The sequence below is a fragment of the Halorubrum sp. Boch-26 genome, assembly GCF_029889805.1.
In the GTDB taxonomy this organism is placed as follows: domain Archaea; phylum Halobacteriota; class Halobacteria; order Halobacteriales; family Haloferacaceae; genus Halorubrum.
Window position 1 is genome coordinate 1 of record NZ_JARANT010000076.1, and the last position, 12,722, is coordinate 12,722.

12 protein-coding genes and 1 tRNA gene are annotated in these 12,722 nt (G+C 67.1%); 3 read left to right on the forward strand and 10 right to left on the reverse strand.

Annotated elements, in window-relative coordinates:
• Positions 1 to 71: 71 nt before the first annotated feature.
• On the reverse strand, positions 72 to 1,265 hold the full coding sequence (locus OQF71_RS10890) for an MFS transporter (protein WP_280587688.1): 1,194 nt from the start codon (positions 1,263 to 1,265) through the stop codon (positions 72 to 74).
• A gap of 130 nt (positions 1,266 to 1,395) precedes the next feature.
• On the opposite strand from OQF71_RS10890, the gene OQF71_RS10895 reads away from it, so the two are divergent.
• Positions 1,396 to 2,598: an acyl-CoA dehydrogenase family protein gene (locus tag OQF71_RS10895; protein WP_280587689.1), complete on the forward strand. Its 1,203-nt coding sequence runs from the start codon at positions 1,396 to 1,398 to the stop codon at positions 2,596 to 2,598.
• 372 nt (positions 2,599 to 2,970) lie between these two features.
• Here OQF71_RS10895 and OQF71_RS10900 read toward each other — a convergent pair whose 3' ends face one another.
• The 6 genes from OQF71_RS10900 to OQF71_RS10925 form a co-directional block, all read right to left on the reverse strand.
• A complete protein-coding gene (locus OQF71_RS10900; RefSeq protein WP_280587690.1) occupies positions 2,971 to 5,289 on the reverse strand; it encodes a TRAP transporter fused permease subunit in 2,319 nt (772 codons plus the stop codon).
• 44 nt (positions 5,290 to 5,333) lie between these two features.
• Positions 5,334 to 6,413 carry a TAXI family TRAP transporter solute-binding subunit gene (locus OQF71_RS10905; protein WP_309243346.1) on the reverse strand — a complete coding sequence of 360 codons (1,080 nt, stop codon included), beginning with the start codon at positions 6,411 to 6,413 and terminating at the stop codon, positions 5,334 to 5,336.
• Positions 6,414 to 6,614: 201 nt separating this feature from the next.
• Positions 6,615 to 8,117, reverse strand: coding sequence for an acetyl-CoA hydrolase/transferase C-terminal domain-containing protein (locus OQF71_RS10910; protein ID WP_280587692.1), 1,503 nt, complete (start codon positions 8,115 to 8,117; stop codon positions 6,615 to 6,617).
• Positions 8,114 to 8,749, reverse strand: a complete 636-nt coding sequence (locus OQF71_RS10915) for a MaoC family dehydratase (RefSeq protein ID WP_280587694.1) — start codon at positions 8,747 to 8,749, stop codon at positions 8,114 to 8,116. The genes OQF71_RS10910 and OQF71_RS10915 overlap by 4 nt, the downstream gene beginning before the upstream one ends.
• Before the next feature lie 60 nt (positions 8,750 to 8,809).
• Entirely contained in the window at positions 8,810 to 8,944 is a 135-nt protein-coding gene (locus OQF71_RS10920; protein ID WP_280587695.1) for a hypothetical protein, read from the reverse strand.
• Between the two features lie 68 nt (positions 8,945 to 9,012).
• On the reverse strand, positions 9,013 to 9,870 hold the full coding sequence (locus OQF71_RS10925; RefSeq protein WP_280587696.1) for a hypothetical protein: 858 nt from the start codon (positions 9,868 to 9,870) through the stop codon (positions 9,013 to 9,015).
• A 317-nt stretch (positions 9,871 to 10,187) separates the two neighbouring features.
• On the opposite strand from OQF71_RS10925, the gene OQF71_RS10930 reads away from it, so the two are divergent.
• Positions 10,188 to 10,682 (forward strand): type IV pilin N-terminal domain-containing protein, encoded by a 495-nt coding sequence (locus tag OQF71_RS10930; RefSeq protein WP_280587697.1) that lies wholly within the window; start codon positions 10,188 to 10,190, stop codon positions 10,680 to 10,682.
• 19 nt (positions 10,683 to 10,701) lie between these two features.
• On the opposite strand, the gene OQF71_RS10935 is transcribed toward OQF71_RS10930, so the two are convergent.
• The 3 genes from OQF71_RS10935 to OQF71_RS10945 form a co-directional block, all read right to left on the reverse strand.
• The gene (locus tag OQF71_RS10935; protein WP_280587698.1) at positions 10,702 to 10,962 is read right to left on the reverse strand and encodes a hypothetical protein; all 261 of its coding nucleotides are present in this window, start codon (positions 10,960 to 10,962) and stop codon (positions 10,702 to 10,704) included.
• Between the two features lie 132 nt (positions 10,963 to 11,094).
• Positions 11,095 to 11,334 carry a hypothetical protein gene (locus tag OQF71_RS10940; RefSeq protein WP_280587699.1) on the reverse strand — a complete coding sequence of 80 codons (240 nt, stop codon included), beginning with the start codon at positions 11,332 to 11,334 and terminating at the stop codon, positions 11,095 to 11,097.
• 173 nt (positions 11,335 to 11,507) lie between these two features.
• Positions 11,508 to 11,579: transfer RNA gene (locus OQF71_RS10945), tRNA-Ala, on the reverse strand.
• A gap of 254 nt (positions 11,580 to 11,833) precedes the next feature.
• Here OQF71_RS10945 and OQF71_RS10950 point away from each other — a divergent pair.
• Positions 11,834 to 12,622 (forward strand): CTP-dependent riboflavin kinase, encoded by a 789-nt coding sequence (locus tag OQF71_RS10950; protein WP_280587701.1) that lies wholly within the window; start codon positions 11,834 to 11,836, stop codon positions 12,620 to 12,622.
• Positions 12,623 to 12,722: the final 100 nt, after the last annotated feature.

Genomic DNA, 12,722 nt, shown 5'->3' on the forward strand with positions numbered 1-12,722 from the left:
CGGGGTGCCCGCGAGGGGGCGTCAGAGGGGAGTACCGCGAGGCGCGGGCCCCGCGCCGACGCGCCGGGGCGTCACTCCGCCATCGCCGTCTCGCCGATCGGCGGGTCGGTGCGGATGACGGCGACGACGAGGAGCGCGGCGACGAGACAGACGCCCGCGAGGAGCGTCCAGCTCGCGCGGTAATCGAGCGTGTCGGCGAGGTAGCCGAACGCCGGGGGCGCGAACAGCGCTCCGGCAGTTAACGCCAGCTGGCAGCCGGCGGTCGCGCTCCCCATCCGGTCGGGGGAGACGAGCGTCGCCATACAGGAGTAGTAGACGCCCGTGAACCCGAGCACGAAGAAGCCGAGCGCCGCGAAGGCGATCCCCGCGTTCGCCGGGGTCGACGTGCGGGCCACGACGAGGAACAGGCCAGCGCTGGCGACGGTCTGGACGAGGAGGATCCCGCCGATCCGGGTCTGGGGGTCGCCGGGGAGCGCGTCGGAGAGCCAGCCGCCGAGGAGCCGACCGCCGCTCCCGAACAGCTGCACGACCGCGAGCACGACGCCGCCGAAGGCGACCGACCCGCCGATCGACTCCTCGACGTAGAGCACGGTGTATCCCGTGGTCGTGAACAGGGCGGCGCCGAGGAACAGCCCGGAGACGGCCAACAGCACGTACGCCCGGTTGGCCGCCAGCCCGCGGAGGTCCGGATAGCTGGCCGTGCCGCCGCTCTCGCCGCGGTAGAGCGCGTAGAATCCGACCGCGACGACGACACCGAGGACGGCGGCGATCAGAAAGCCGACCTCCCAGAAAAAGTATCCGGCGAGTCCCGTGACGAGCAGGGCGCTGATCCCGCTGCCGCCGGTGACTCCGACCTGTTTGATTCCCATTGCGGTGTTCTGCCTGCCGGGCGCGACGCTGTCGTACACGGCCTTGTTCGTCCCGGGCATCGCAGTGCTGTACACCGATCCGAGAAGGAAGACAGCCGCCAAGAGGAGCGCGTACGACGACGCGCCCGCGACGAGCAGCATCCCGGCAGAGAGTCCGACGAGCCCGAGCGAGAGGGTGCGTCGCTCGCCGAATCGGTCCGTGAGCGCGCCGACCGGCAGGAGGAACGTCGCGTAGCCGAGCGTGAGCGTCGTGACGACGATGCCGACCTCGAACCGCGAGAGCGCGAACGCGTCCCGGAAAAACGGCGTGGCCGCGAAGACGGTGTAGTAACAGATGCTCGCCGACACCTGCCAGAGGGTGACGAGCGACACCGTCCGCCAGTAGCTGCGGTCCATCCACCGTCAGCCACCGCAGCCCGTTTCATAAGCGGTCCGCTCTCGGCAATCGGCGGACGTGACGGCGACGCGGTGGGAGCGGCGGCGCTCGACGCGAACCCTTATGCGACGCCCCGGTTCACGTCAGCCCATGCCACGAGACTGGCGCGACTCCGTCGATCTCACCGAACGACAGGCGCTCGTTCGGCGGAGCATCCGCGACCTCTGTTCGGCGTTCGACGACGAGTACTGGCGGGAGCGCGACCGCACGGCGACGTATCCGCAGGAGTTCGTCGACCGACTCGCCGCGGACGGCTGGCTCGGCATGCTGATCCCGGAAGAGTACGGCGGCGTGGGGATGTCGACGAGCGAGGCGGTGGTGATGATGGAGGAGATCGCCGCGAGCGGCGGCGGCTTCGCCGCCCCGCAGGCTATCCACGGCGGGATCTACAACTCCGTGCCGATCGTGAAGTACGCGGACGAGAGGCTGAAATCGGAGCTCCTCCCGAAGGTCGCCGCCGGCGAGGAGACGATTCAGGCGTTCGGGCTGACCGAACCGAACGCCGGCTCCGACTCGACGGCCATGGAGACGCGGGCCCGGCGCGAGGGCGACGAGTACGTGATCGACGGCGAGAAGGTGTGGATCTCGCGGGTCGAGAACAGCGACTACCTCGTGTTGATGGCGCGGACGACTCCCCGCGAGGAGGTCGAGAAGCGCACCCGCGGGATCTCGATGATCCTCGTCGATCTTGAGGACGCCTACGCCGACGGGCTCGACATCGAGCAGATTCCGAAGACGGCGAGCCGCGCGGTCCACTCGTATCAACTCTACTTCGACGATGTGCGCGTGCCGACTCGGAACCTCATCGGCGAGGAGGGGGAAGGGTTCTACCAAGTGCTCGACGGCCTCAACGAGGAGCGGCTCGTGATCGCCGCCGAGTGTCTCGGTCTCGGCGAGACGGCGCTCGAAAGCGGGATCGACTACGCGAACGAGCGGGAGGTGTTCGGCGGCCCGATCGGCGCGAACCAAGCGATTCAGCACCCGCTCGCCGAGGCGTACGCCGACCTGCTCGCCGCGAAAAAGGTGATCTACGACGCCGCCGACCGGCTCGACGACCTCGACCGGACCGAGGCGGGCGCCGAGGCGAACGTCGCGAAGTACCTCGCGGCCGAGGCGGCGTTCGAAGCCGCCGACGCCGCGGTCCAGACCCACGGCGGCTTCGGCGTCGCCCGCGAGTACGACGTGGAGCGGTACCTCCGCGAGGCCCGCCTGACCCGGCTCGTGCCAGTGACCCAGCAGCTCGCGCTCAACTACCTCGGCGAACGCGTGCTCGGGCTCCCGCGGTCGTACTGAGTCGGCCGTTCGGAGTGTCGGAACCGTTGAGATCGGGGTTACAGTTTCGTCGACAGGGGTACGATACGCAACCGACAGGAATCGGCTGCGACGATCGCAGAGAGACAACGGTGCGGCCGGCGCGCGCTTCCGAGTGGCCGATAGGCCACGAGGAGCGCGTGCGAGGGAGTCGCTCGCCTGCGGCGAGCGACGAGGCTGGGGCTTTGGAGGCGATCCCCGTCGGTCCGCTGTCAGCGATTTATAAGCGAACGGCTGCGGCTCTCCGAGCATTCTCAGTGGAAACACGAAGAGACGCGTTCAGCGAAGCCGAACGCTCCTGTTCTGCTGACCGAGAGACGAAACCGTCCGGTCGGGCTCCGTTCGCGGTGTCGCCTACCGCTTCCGGCCGGAGAGCGCCCCGGCCGCGCCGCGGAGCGTCCGGAGCGGATTCGGCCGACCGACGACTGCCTGGAGGACGTACAGCGCCAAGACGGCGGCGATCGCCCCGATCTGGACGGTCTGCATCGGGTGGACCATCGCCACCACGCCGGCGACGAAGAAGGCGACGCGGAGGCCGTACGTCTGCCCGCGACCGAAGACGAACCGGTAGTTGATCCCGTGGATGATCGCCAGCGCGCCGACCATCGCGAGGGCCCCGGCCGACAGGGAGGCGTACGTGAACGCCCCCGAGACGAGCTCCGGGTGGTAGACGAACGCGAAGGGAAGCACGAACAGCGGCGCCGAGATGCGCAGCGCCTCCCGACAGCTCCCCCAGAAGCCTCCGCCGGAGATACCGCAGGTGACCGCGACGCAGGTCGCGATCGGCGGCGTCAGCCCGGCCAGGATCGCGGCGTAGAACACGAAGAAGTGCGCCGCGATCTCCGGAACCATGAACTGGCTGATGAGCGTCGGCGCGACCAACAGCGCGACGACCGTGTACGCCGCGGTCGTCGGCATCCCGAGTCCGAGGATGATACAGATGATCATCGCTAGCACGAACGCGACGATCGGAATCCCGCCCGACAGGTCGAGCAGCGTGAGCGAGATCGCCGTCGGCACGCCGGTCGCCATCAGGATGTCGACGACGCCGTTGATCGCCGCGAGGATGATCGTGACCGGCGCGACGACGATGACGCCCTCGCGGAACCCGTCTACCGTCTGTTCGAGCGTCTCGAACAGCGCTTCCGTGTTGCTCTCGCCGCGAACCACCGCCTGAATCTGGGGGATCCCGATCCCGAAGGCGATCATCGACACCGCCGTGTACAGCGCGGCGGTCATCACGGTGTACTGTAAGATACCGAGGATGTAGATCAGGATGAGAAGCGGGACCCCGTATTTGACTGACTCCAGCAGCATCGTACTCCGGTCCATCGATTCCCCGATGAGCCCGTCCATCTCCGGATTCTCGATCTGGGGGGCGGCCACGTAGTGGACCGCGATCGTGATCGAGACGACGAGGATGGCCGCCGGGATCAGCCCGGCAATAATGACATCGACGTAGGTGATCCCGGTGATGAGCGACGCCATGATGAACGCGCCGGCGCCCATCACTGGCGGGAGCACCTGCCCGGACGTGGAGGCGACCGCCTCGATGCCGCCCGCCGTCTCGGGTTTGATCCCGTTCTTTTTCATCAGCGGGATGGTGAACGAGCCGGTCATGCCGGCGTTCGCGGTCTGGCTCCCGTTAACGGAGCCGATGACCGCGCTGGCGACGACCGCGGTCTGGGCGATGCCGGAATCGACGTACTTGGCCGAGCGCACCGCGAGCCGGAGAATGAGATCGAACGCGCCGTACGCCTTCAACAGCCCGGCGTACAGCAGGAAGAGAGCGATCCACGCCGCCACGAGGCGGGTGAGGAACCCGTAGAACCCGTCGACGCTCACCACGAGGATCCGGAGCATCCGCGTGCCGGAGAGCCCGCCGTGGCTCAGGGCGCCGGGCATGAACGGGCCGGCGAACCCGTAGCCGATCCCGATGAGAACGACCGCGAGGAACGTCATTCCGAACGACCGCCACGTCAGGTAGATCATCGCGAGCGTGAACGCGAACGCCATCATGAGCTGCGGCTCGGTCGCGCGTCCGACCGTGTTGATCGCGACCTCTTGGTAGTTCACGAAGAGGTACCCGCTGGTCCCCAGTGAGATGAGCCCGGAGCCGACCAACAGCGCCACCTCGCCCCAGTTACGCTCGATGAGCGGGTCGTCGAGCTCGGAGATCACGTACAGTCCGAGGATGCCCCCGAGGAACGCGACGGCGTACTGCCCGCGGGGCATCAGCTGGGTGTACGAGTACCACATCACGATCATCCAGAACGGGATCGAAAAGGATATCAGCGCCATCCGGAGGCGTTCCTCGATCCCGGAGCCGAGCCGGAAGATGAGGGCCGACACACCTGCGACGCCGAGCGTCGCGCCGATCCCGAGGATCGCCGTCCCCGAGTCCTCGATGGCGGTCGCGGTCGCGGCCGGATCGTCGAACAGGAGCTGCGGGAGCGCGGCGCCGTACGCCCCCGACAGGAAGTTGGGGACGATCAGGGTCGGCAGGAAGATGATGAGGAACCAGAATGGCAACGAGAGGAGGTACAGCCAGAGCTGTCTCCGCCCTCGGTCGCCGGGGGCGAGCTCGAGCGACTCTTGCTCGTCGAGCAGTCCCGCGTCTGGGTCCTCAGGCGGGTCTATCGGGTCGGTCGGATTGTCGGGGTTAGTGGCCATCCGTCGTGAAAGATCGGGAGTTCGGGGTTGTTACGCGGTCGGTGCTACTCGTCGCCGCGGCTCCAGGAGTCGTCCCAGACGCCGTTCTCCTCGAAGAAGTCGGCGACCCCGGCGTGAACGTCGATCTCGGGGATGACCGTCTGCGTCATCGCCTCGGGCGAGTACTCGAGCGTCGTCGGGTCGGACTCCCGCAGCGTGTCCTCGTGTTCGAGCGCGAGCCGGCAGACCTCCTCGGTCGCGCGCGCCGAGATCTCGGGGCTGAACGCCCACTGGCCGGCGAGCGACCAGGCGGTCAGCGTGTCGGTGTACGCGGTGACCTCCTGCTCGTACCCGTACGGCTCGACCTCCTCTAAGATCGCGCCGGGGTGGTCCTCGACGACCTGCTTGAACTCGTCGTCGACCTCCAGCAGATTCAGTCCGCCGCCGCTGCGCACGTCCACCTCCTGACACCAGCCGGAGAGGTTGACGCCGTTGGCGCCGTACAGACAGAGCGCGTCGACGCGGCCCTCCTCGACGGCGCCGGGGATGTCGCCGGTGTCAACGTTGAGGATATCGTTCGGCTCCCAGAGGCCGGCCTCCTGGAGGATCTCCTCGGTGAGCAGCCGCGTTCCGAACCCGGGCTGGATCGGATAGATCGTGTAGCCGCCCTCGCGGAGGTCGGAGACGGACTCAACCCCGCTCCCATCCAGTCCGACCCAGTGGATCTGCAGCGACGTGAACAGGAACCCCTGGTTCGGGAGGGTCTCAACGGGATCGTCCGCGAACGGACCCTCCTCGTTGAGCGCCTTCGACAGCGAGTTGTTGTCGACGCCCATCGACGGGATCTGCCCGTTGTCGTACTCGTAGAGGTTCGCCGTCCATCCCTGCGTCTCTTGGACGGAGATGTTGAGGAAGTCGCTGTGCTGCGAGGCCGCGCGGGCGAGCGCCTGTCCCGCCGCCTGCGTCGAACTACCGGTCGAGGTGCCGCCGATCGTGATCGTGACGTCACCGCCGCCGTCACCGCCGTCGGAACCGTCGCCGCCGTCCGAACCGTCGCCGCCATCCGAACCGTCGGAACCGTCGCCGCCGTCGCCGCCCGAACAACCTGCGAGCCCGACGACGCCGAGCGTAGCCGCACCCTTCACAACGTCGCGTCGACTCGTGTTATCACCATCTATCATGTGATTTCAAACTCTGCTCCGATTTATAAAAGCGTGTCGCCAGTGGATAGAATTTTTGAGCCGCAAGGCCAGGCGCGATAGATCAAACTACGAACCGAGTTAATCGGGTGATATTATTTTGTGTCGTTAGATGGAAAATAGAGAGCGGTCGATAGACAGATCAGGCTACTGCCACGAAAAGGCGGTGTCGAGGTCGTGCGGCGTGTTTCCCCCCTCGGCCGCGGCACGCTCGCGATACGCGTCGAGGTCCTCGCGGAACGACGGGTCAGCCACCCCGACGAGCGTCTCGGCCCGCTCGCGCGGCGAGCGTCCGCGGAGGTCCGCGACGCCGTGTTCGGTGACGATCACGCTCGCGTCGTGCTCGGTGTGGTCGACGTGGGGTGTCAGCGGGACGATCCGGGAGACGTCGCCGCCGACGGCGGTCGACGAGAGCGCGACGACGCCGAGCCGGCAGTTCCGCGCGAAGTCGCCGCCGCCGCCGATCCCGTTGACGACCCGGGTACCGCCGATGTGGGTGGCGTTCACGTTGCCGTACAGATCGACCTCGACGGCGCTGTTCACGCCGACCACGCCGAACCGGTCGATCAGTTCGGGGGCGTTCGAGACGTCCGCCGGCCGCAACACCACGTCCTCCGCGTAGCGCTCGACGTCCTCGAAGAGGCGTTCTTGTCCCTCGGCGGACAGCGCCAGCGACGTCGCGCTCGCGCCGCGGAGGTCGCCGGCGTCGAGCATGTCGAGGAGCCCGTCCTGCACGACCTCGCCGACGTACGACACCGGGCGGTCGCCGAAGTCGACGTCGGCGAGCGCGCCCATCAGAGCGTTTCCGAGGCTCCCGACGCCGAACTGGAGGTTCGCCGCCTCGTCGAACAGCGGGTTCCGGTCCAGTTCGGCCTCCAGAAACGCGCCGAGGTTGGCGGCGATCGCCTCGTCGGTCGGGGAGACCTCGCGGAACTCGTAGGGGTCGTCCGGGCGGTCGGTCTCGACGACGGCCGCCAGCTTCGCGGGGTCGAACCGGACCGCCGGGCCGCCGGTCTCGCCGAGGGGATCGTCGAGCGGGATCGGGTCCCGATGCGGCGGGTCGTCGCGGACGTGGACGTCGTGGACGCGGGCGAGCTCGACCGGCTGCGCGCGGTTCACCTCGACGACCAACCGGTCGGCGGCGCCCACGTACGCCGGGGTGTGCCCGACCGAGGTGGACGGGACGAGCCAGTCGGGGCCGACCGCGACCGCCTCGACGACGGCGATCGACTCGCCGCGCATGCCGGCGCGGAGCCCGCCGAACCGCACCTCGTCGGCGAGCCGCGAGATGTGACGGTCGTGGAACTGGATCCGGCCGTCGTTAGCGGCCGCACGCGAGGTCTCGTTCGGGACGAACGGGTACCGGCGGGCCATGTCTCCCGACTCGACGAGCGCGCGGTCGATCTCGTCGCCGACGCCGCCGCCGGAGACGACGGTGAGCTCGCGGGCGTCGGCGGCCGCCGCCAGCGCCTCGGGGACGAGCTTGGGGTACCCGACGCCGCCGAAGCCGGAGACGAGCAGGGTCGCGCTCTCGGGGACGAGCGCTGCCGCCTCCGCGGGCGAGGCGATCGGCAGGTCCCCGCCGAGTCGGACGTCGGGGACCGGATCGCTCGCGGTCGGCGCGCCGGGGCCGTCGGTCCCGGGCGTCACTCCAGGTCCTCCGGCTGCGTGCCGATCCCCTCGGGCCATCCCGTCGGCCGCGCGGCGCTCGGTTCGGCGTGCGACCGCTTCAGCACCATCGGCGTGCGCTCCAAGGAGAGCACGAGATCGTCGTGCTGGTTGTACGCGCGCAACTCGGTGGTGACGATACCGACGTGGTCGCGGGAGGAGGACTCGCGCTTGTCGAGCACCTCGGACTCCGCGAACAGCGTGTCGCCGTGGAAGACGGGCGCGTGGTGGCGGATGTCGTCGTAGCCGAGGTTCGCCGTGGCGTTGGCGCTCACGTCGATGACGCTCATCCCGACCGCGAGCGCGATGACGAAGGTGCCGTCGACGAGGCGCTCGCCGAACTCCGTCTCGGCCGCGTACGCCTCGTTGAAGTGCATCGGGTTGAGGTTCATCGAGAGGTTGGTGAACCAGACGTTGTCCGTCTCGGTCACCGTCCGGCCGTACGGGTGTTTGTACACGTCGCCGACCGCGAAGTCCTCGTAGTACCGCCCCTCCCACCCGCCGACGAGCCGGCGGTCGGCCCCGCCGTCGGTCGCGGCGTCGGCGTCCGTCGCGCCGCGCCCGCCGGCCGTGTCCGATTCCCCGCGGTCGTGTGCATCGCTGTCGCGAACCATACCGGCTACCGACGACCACGGATTAAAAGAGGGTTGTGTTCGCGGGCCTCATCGCTCCGACTACGCGAAGTTGATCGACGTGTACAACAACAGCCCGACGGAGACCACGGTGACGAGCACCAGCCAGCCGATCATGATCGCGCCCATCTGGCGATGCGAGAGGTTCTGTCCCTCGAGTATCTCTGAAACGCCCATGCTCCGACCGATTCGCCGAGAGTATTTAATGGCTTTCAACGGGACGGGATCGACGTGGACGACCGCGATTACCACTCGACGTACGCGAGGTACTCGACGCCCTCGTACGCGAGCAGCCACGTGCCGTAGAAGTCGTCCACGTCGATCCCGTCGTGTTCTCGGATCCGGTCGACCACCGACCGGAAGGCGTCGTCGTCCTCGAAATACGCCCCGTCGATCGCCTCCTCGACGACCGCGCGCTCGGCCTCGGAGAGCCCCGAGAGCGCGAACAGGTACCGGTCTCGCACTCGGTCGGCGAACGACTCGACGCCGGGGGCGACCGCGGTGACCTCGTACCGGTACTCGACCTCCGAGGCGGTGCGGGAGTCCACCGCAACCCGGTACCGCTCCCCGTCGTAAACGATCACGTCGTATCGCCGCTCCGGGACGAACGCGGAGTCGTTCCCGACCGCCTCGGCGGAGCCGTAGCCGACGCCGACATCGTACCCCTCGCCGGTCGGCAGATCGGACTCTGAGAAGATCTCGTCGAGCCGCCGACGGTCGGTCTCTGGGAGGTCCTCGTACGCGATCTCGCCGATCTCGGGAGTCGGGTCCGCCGGGTCGACGTCGACGAGGACCTCGTACACCGTCACCTCGCTGCTCCCGATCCGAGTCTCGGAGACCTCGTAGAAGGCGCCGTCGACCCGGACCGTGCTCGTCCGGTCGAACAGCTCGTACCGGCCGCGACGCGTGGCCGAGCCGTCGTCGCGGGCCGACGCGACGACCTCGTACTCCTCGGACCCTGGGTCCGGCGCCGTCGACACCGAGTCCGCGATATCGTCCGCCGTCGCGTCTTCGAAATCGAGGACCACGGACGGGTGGCCACACCCGGCGAGGGCGACGGAGAGGAGGGCGGTTCCGCTCGCGAGGACCTGGCGGCGTCGCATAGGCGGACGTGACAGCCACACGAAACGAAAGCGTTGCGGTTCGGTGGAGTTCGACTCGGAGAGCGAACTGCTTCCAGTTCTCGGTTGGTCCCGTGTCGCTACTCAGTTGTCGCGCCAAGTTCGATCTTCCGGAGGTTAGCGCGCTCAAAGGTCGTATAATCACCCCTCACGTCAACGGGGTTTCTCTTACGCCCCCTAATTTTCACCGTTGATATTTGTGGCAGTAACTACATAAGCGGATCCTCCCTACCGGGTAGTAACCAGCTAACCGATCGGAACGGAGAGCCGTTTCGTCGGTGGACCGCTGGGTTCAATCAATGAAACCAAGCAACCTGTTCAATTCGGACGACCGTGCAGTGAGTCCCGTTATCGGAGTCATACTCATGGTCGCAATCACCGTGATTCTGGCCGCCGTCATCGGGACGTTCGTGCTCGGTCTCGGCGACTCGCTCGGCGACAGTCAACCGACGGCGCAGCTCAGCGTAGATGTCACAACCAACGACACAGGCGACACCGGTACGATCACTATTGAGCACGGCGGTGGGGATCCGATCGATTCGGGGGCGCTTCAAGTGAGCGTTTCGGGTAACGGAACGTCTGAAGCAACCAATCAATTCGATGATCGGTTTACTGTTGGCGATATATATGAAGCAGACTTTGATGGCAGCACGACTGGTGTTGATGTCAACGCTAACGATGAGATCCGTGTTCGTATAATTCACAGTGAAAGTGAATCGATCCTACTAGACCGCACAATCGAAGTTAATAACGGTGTCTCCCACGGTGAGACCCTGACCTTCAACCCAGTCTAACTACGAATAATTAGGCGTATCAACGCCACCAATTTTTTATTTGCGTCCGATACTGAAATCCGATGACTGACGTGTTACAGAGTTCCTGAATAGTCACGGGATCGTACTCGTCGCGAGCATCTCGAATATTCTTCTCGCTCTCCACCAAGTGAGCAAGCGCAGCGTCGATCACGACGCCCATCGGTGGGTCGTCATCAGGACCGCCAGCCACGATCTCGCTCGCCTTTTCGAGCTGACGTTCGCGTTCGTCGGTGAGCTTGAGACTGGTACGACAGGTCATTCATAACCCTCCGTATGCACGGGAGGCACGATCCCGTTGATCTTGATAGACCGACTCGGCTCTGTTCTTATAACCCTCGGCGTAGACGACGACGGGCGGCGCCGATCGCCTCGGAAGCCCGAACGAACGGTGTCATCCCGACAGCCCTCCGTTCCACGGTTCGCCGGCGTTGCGGGCGGGACTCGTCCGCGGGTCCGGCGTCGACACGTCCTTCCCGGCCGCGCTCCCCTCGCAGATCCGGACCCACGAGTCGCACTCGGGGCAGCGGTGGGCGCGATCGTCGGCGTCGCCGTGAACCCGACCGAATCCCGGCGGCAGGTGGGCACCACAACTGAGACAGTCGTGAACCGGCTCCGCGTCGAGACGGATCACCGAACCACCTCCGCTTCACTACGGATCAGTCCCGACGGCGCCGGGGTGCAACGGAACTCGCGGCGGACTCTCTCAGCGGCTCCGCTCGCGAGTATATATGCGGAATCGCGGACTCGGGAGTAGAACGGCTGAGCCTCGGCTCCTCGGTCCTGAGGAGTCGAGTAAAATTCAGATGGACTCGCGGGGATTTGAACCCCGGGCCTCTTCCTTGCGAAGGAAGCGATCTGCCGCTGATCTACGAGCCCGCACCCGGAACCAATCGCCGTTCGTATTTGTACCTTACCTTTCGACGACCTGCACGCGGATGATTCGCAGGCGGCGGCCGTCACGGCCCGTGACGAACCGCCGACATCGACGGGATTAGGTGCCCGTCGGCCCGAAGTACACACGGAGCTTTTCCCGCGTCGGTAGCTTGATACCGAAACTAAACCAGATTAACGTTTTTGGGAAGCATCCTATATCCGTTACACTTTTGCGTGCGTGCGGCTCAGATCGAGGTATGGCAGAAGCGACGGCGACGACGGACCCCGACCCGGCCGCGATCGCGGCCCTGAAACACGTCGGGCTCGTCGGCGGCCTGACCGAGACGAAGGTGTCGTGTGCGGCGATGGGCGACCGGCTCGACGCCTCGACACAGACCGCCTCCCGGCGGCTCCAGACCCTCGAATCCGCGGGGTACGTCGAGCGCGACGTGGTCGGCGACGGCCAGTGGGTGCGCGTCACGGACGCGGGCGAGGCGGCCCTCCGCGCCGAGTACGCCGACTATCGCCGGCTGTTCGAGAGCGACGTCGAGCTCGTCCTCCGCGGCGCCGTCACCGGCGGGATGGGCGAGGGACGCCACTACATCACCCTGCCCGGCTACGCCGAGCAGTTCCGGTCGCGGCTCGGCTACGAGCCGTTTCCGGGGACGCTCAACGTCGACCTGAGCGAGGAGAGCGTCCGGCGCCGCGGCGAGATGGCCGGCATCGACGCGGTCCCCATCGACGCGTGGGAGGACGAGGACCGGACCTACGGCGCGGCCTCGTGTTACGGCGTCGCCCTCGTCGCCGGCGACGAGCGCTACGAGGAGGTCCACGCGATCGTCCCCGACCGGACCCACCACGACGACGACCAGCTGGAGCTCATCGCGCCCGAGCGCCTCCGCGACGCGCTCGCGCTCGACGACGGCGACGAGGTCGAGGTCCGCGTGACCGCGACGAGTCGGGCGGACGAGGCCGGCGAGGGCGCTACGGGGGACGAAACGAGCGAGGGCGACGCCGCCGACGGCGAGACCCCGGAGGTGGCCTGATGCGCGCCGACGTCGACGGCGACGCGGAGACGACCGTCGATGCAGGTGGCTCGTGTACGCCGCTGCCGCTGCCGCCGATACTCCTGGTGGAGGTCTCGGA

Bases quoted from the DNA above. Each gene is read 5' to 3' on its own strand.
- OQF71_RS10890 (WP_280587688.1), bottom strand. From the start codon at position 1,265: ATGGACCGCAGCTACTGGCGGACGGTGTCGCTCGTCACCCTCTGGCAG.
- OQF71_RS10895 (WP_280587689.1), top strand. From the start codon at position 1,396: ATGCCACGAGACTGGCGCGACTCCGTCGATCTCACCGAACGACAGGCG.
- OQF71_RS10900 (WP_280587690.1), bottom strand. From the start codon at position 5,289: ATGGCCACTAACCCCGACAATCCGACCGACCCGATAGACCCGCCTGAG.
- OQF71_RS10915 (WP_280587694.1), bottom strand. From the start codon at position 8,749: ATGGTTCGCGACAGCGATGCACACGACCGCGGGGAATCGGACACGGCC.
- OQF71_RS10920 (WP_280587695.1), bottom strand. From the start codon at position 8,944: ATGGGCGTTTCAGAGATACTCGAGGGACAGAACCTCTCGCATCGCCAG.
- OQF71_RS10925 (WP_280587696.1), bottom strand. From the start codon at position 9,870: ATGCGACGCCGCCAGGTCCTCGCGAGCGGAACCGCCCTCCTCTCCGTC.
- OQF71_RS10930 (WP_280587697.1), top strand. From the start codon at position 10,188: ATGAAACCAAGCAACCTGTTCAATTCGGACGACCGTGCAGTGAGTCCC.
- OQF71_RS10935 (WP_280587698.1), bottom strand. From the start codon at position 10,962: ATGACCTGTCGTACCAGTCTCAAGCTCACCGACGAACGCGAACGTCAG.
- OQF71_RS10950 (WP_280587701.1), top strand. From the start codon at position 11,834: ATGGCAGAAGCGACGGCGACGACGGACCCCGACCCGGCCGCGATCGCG.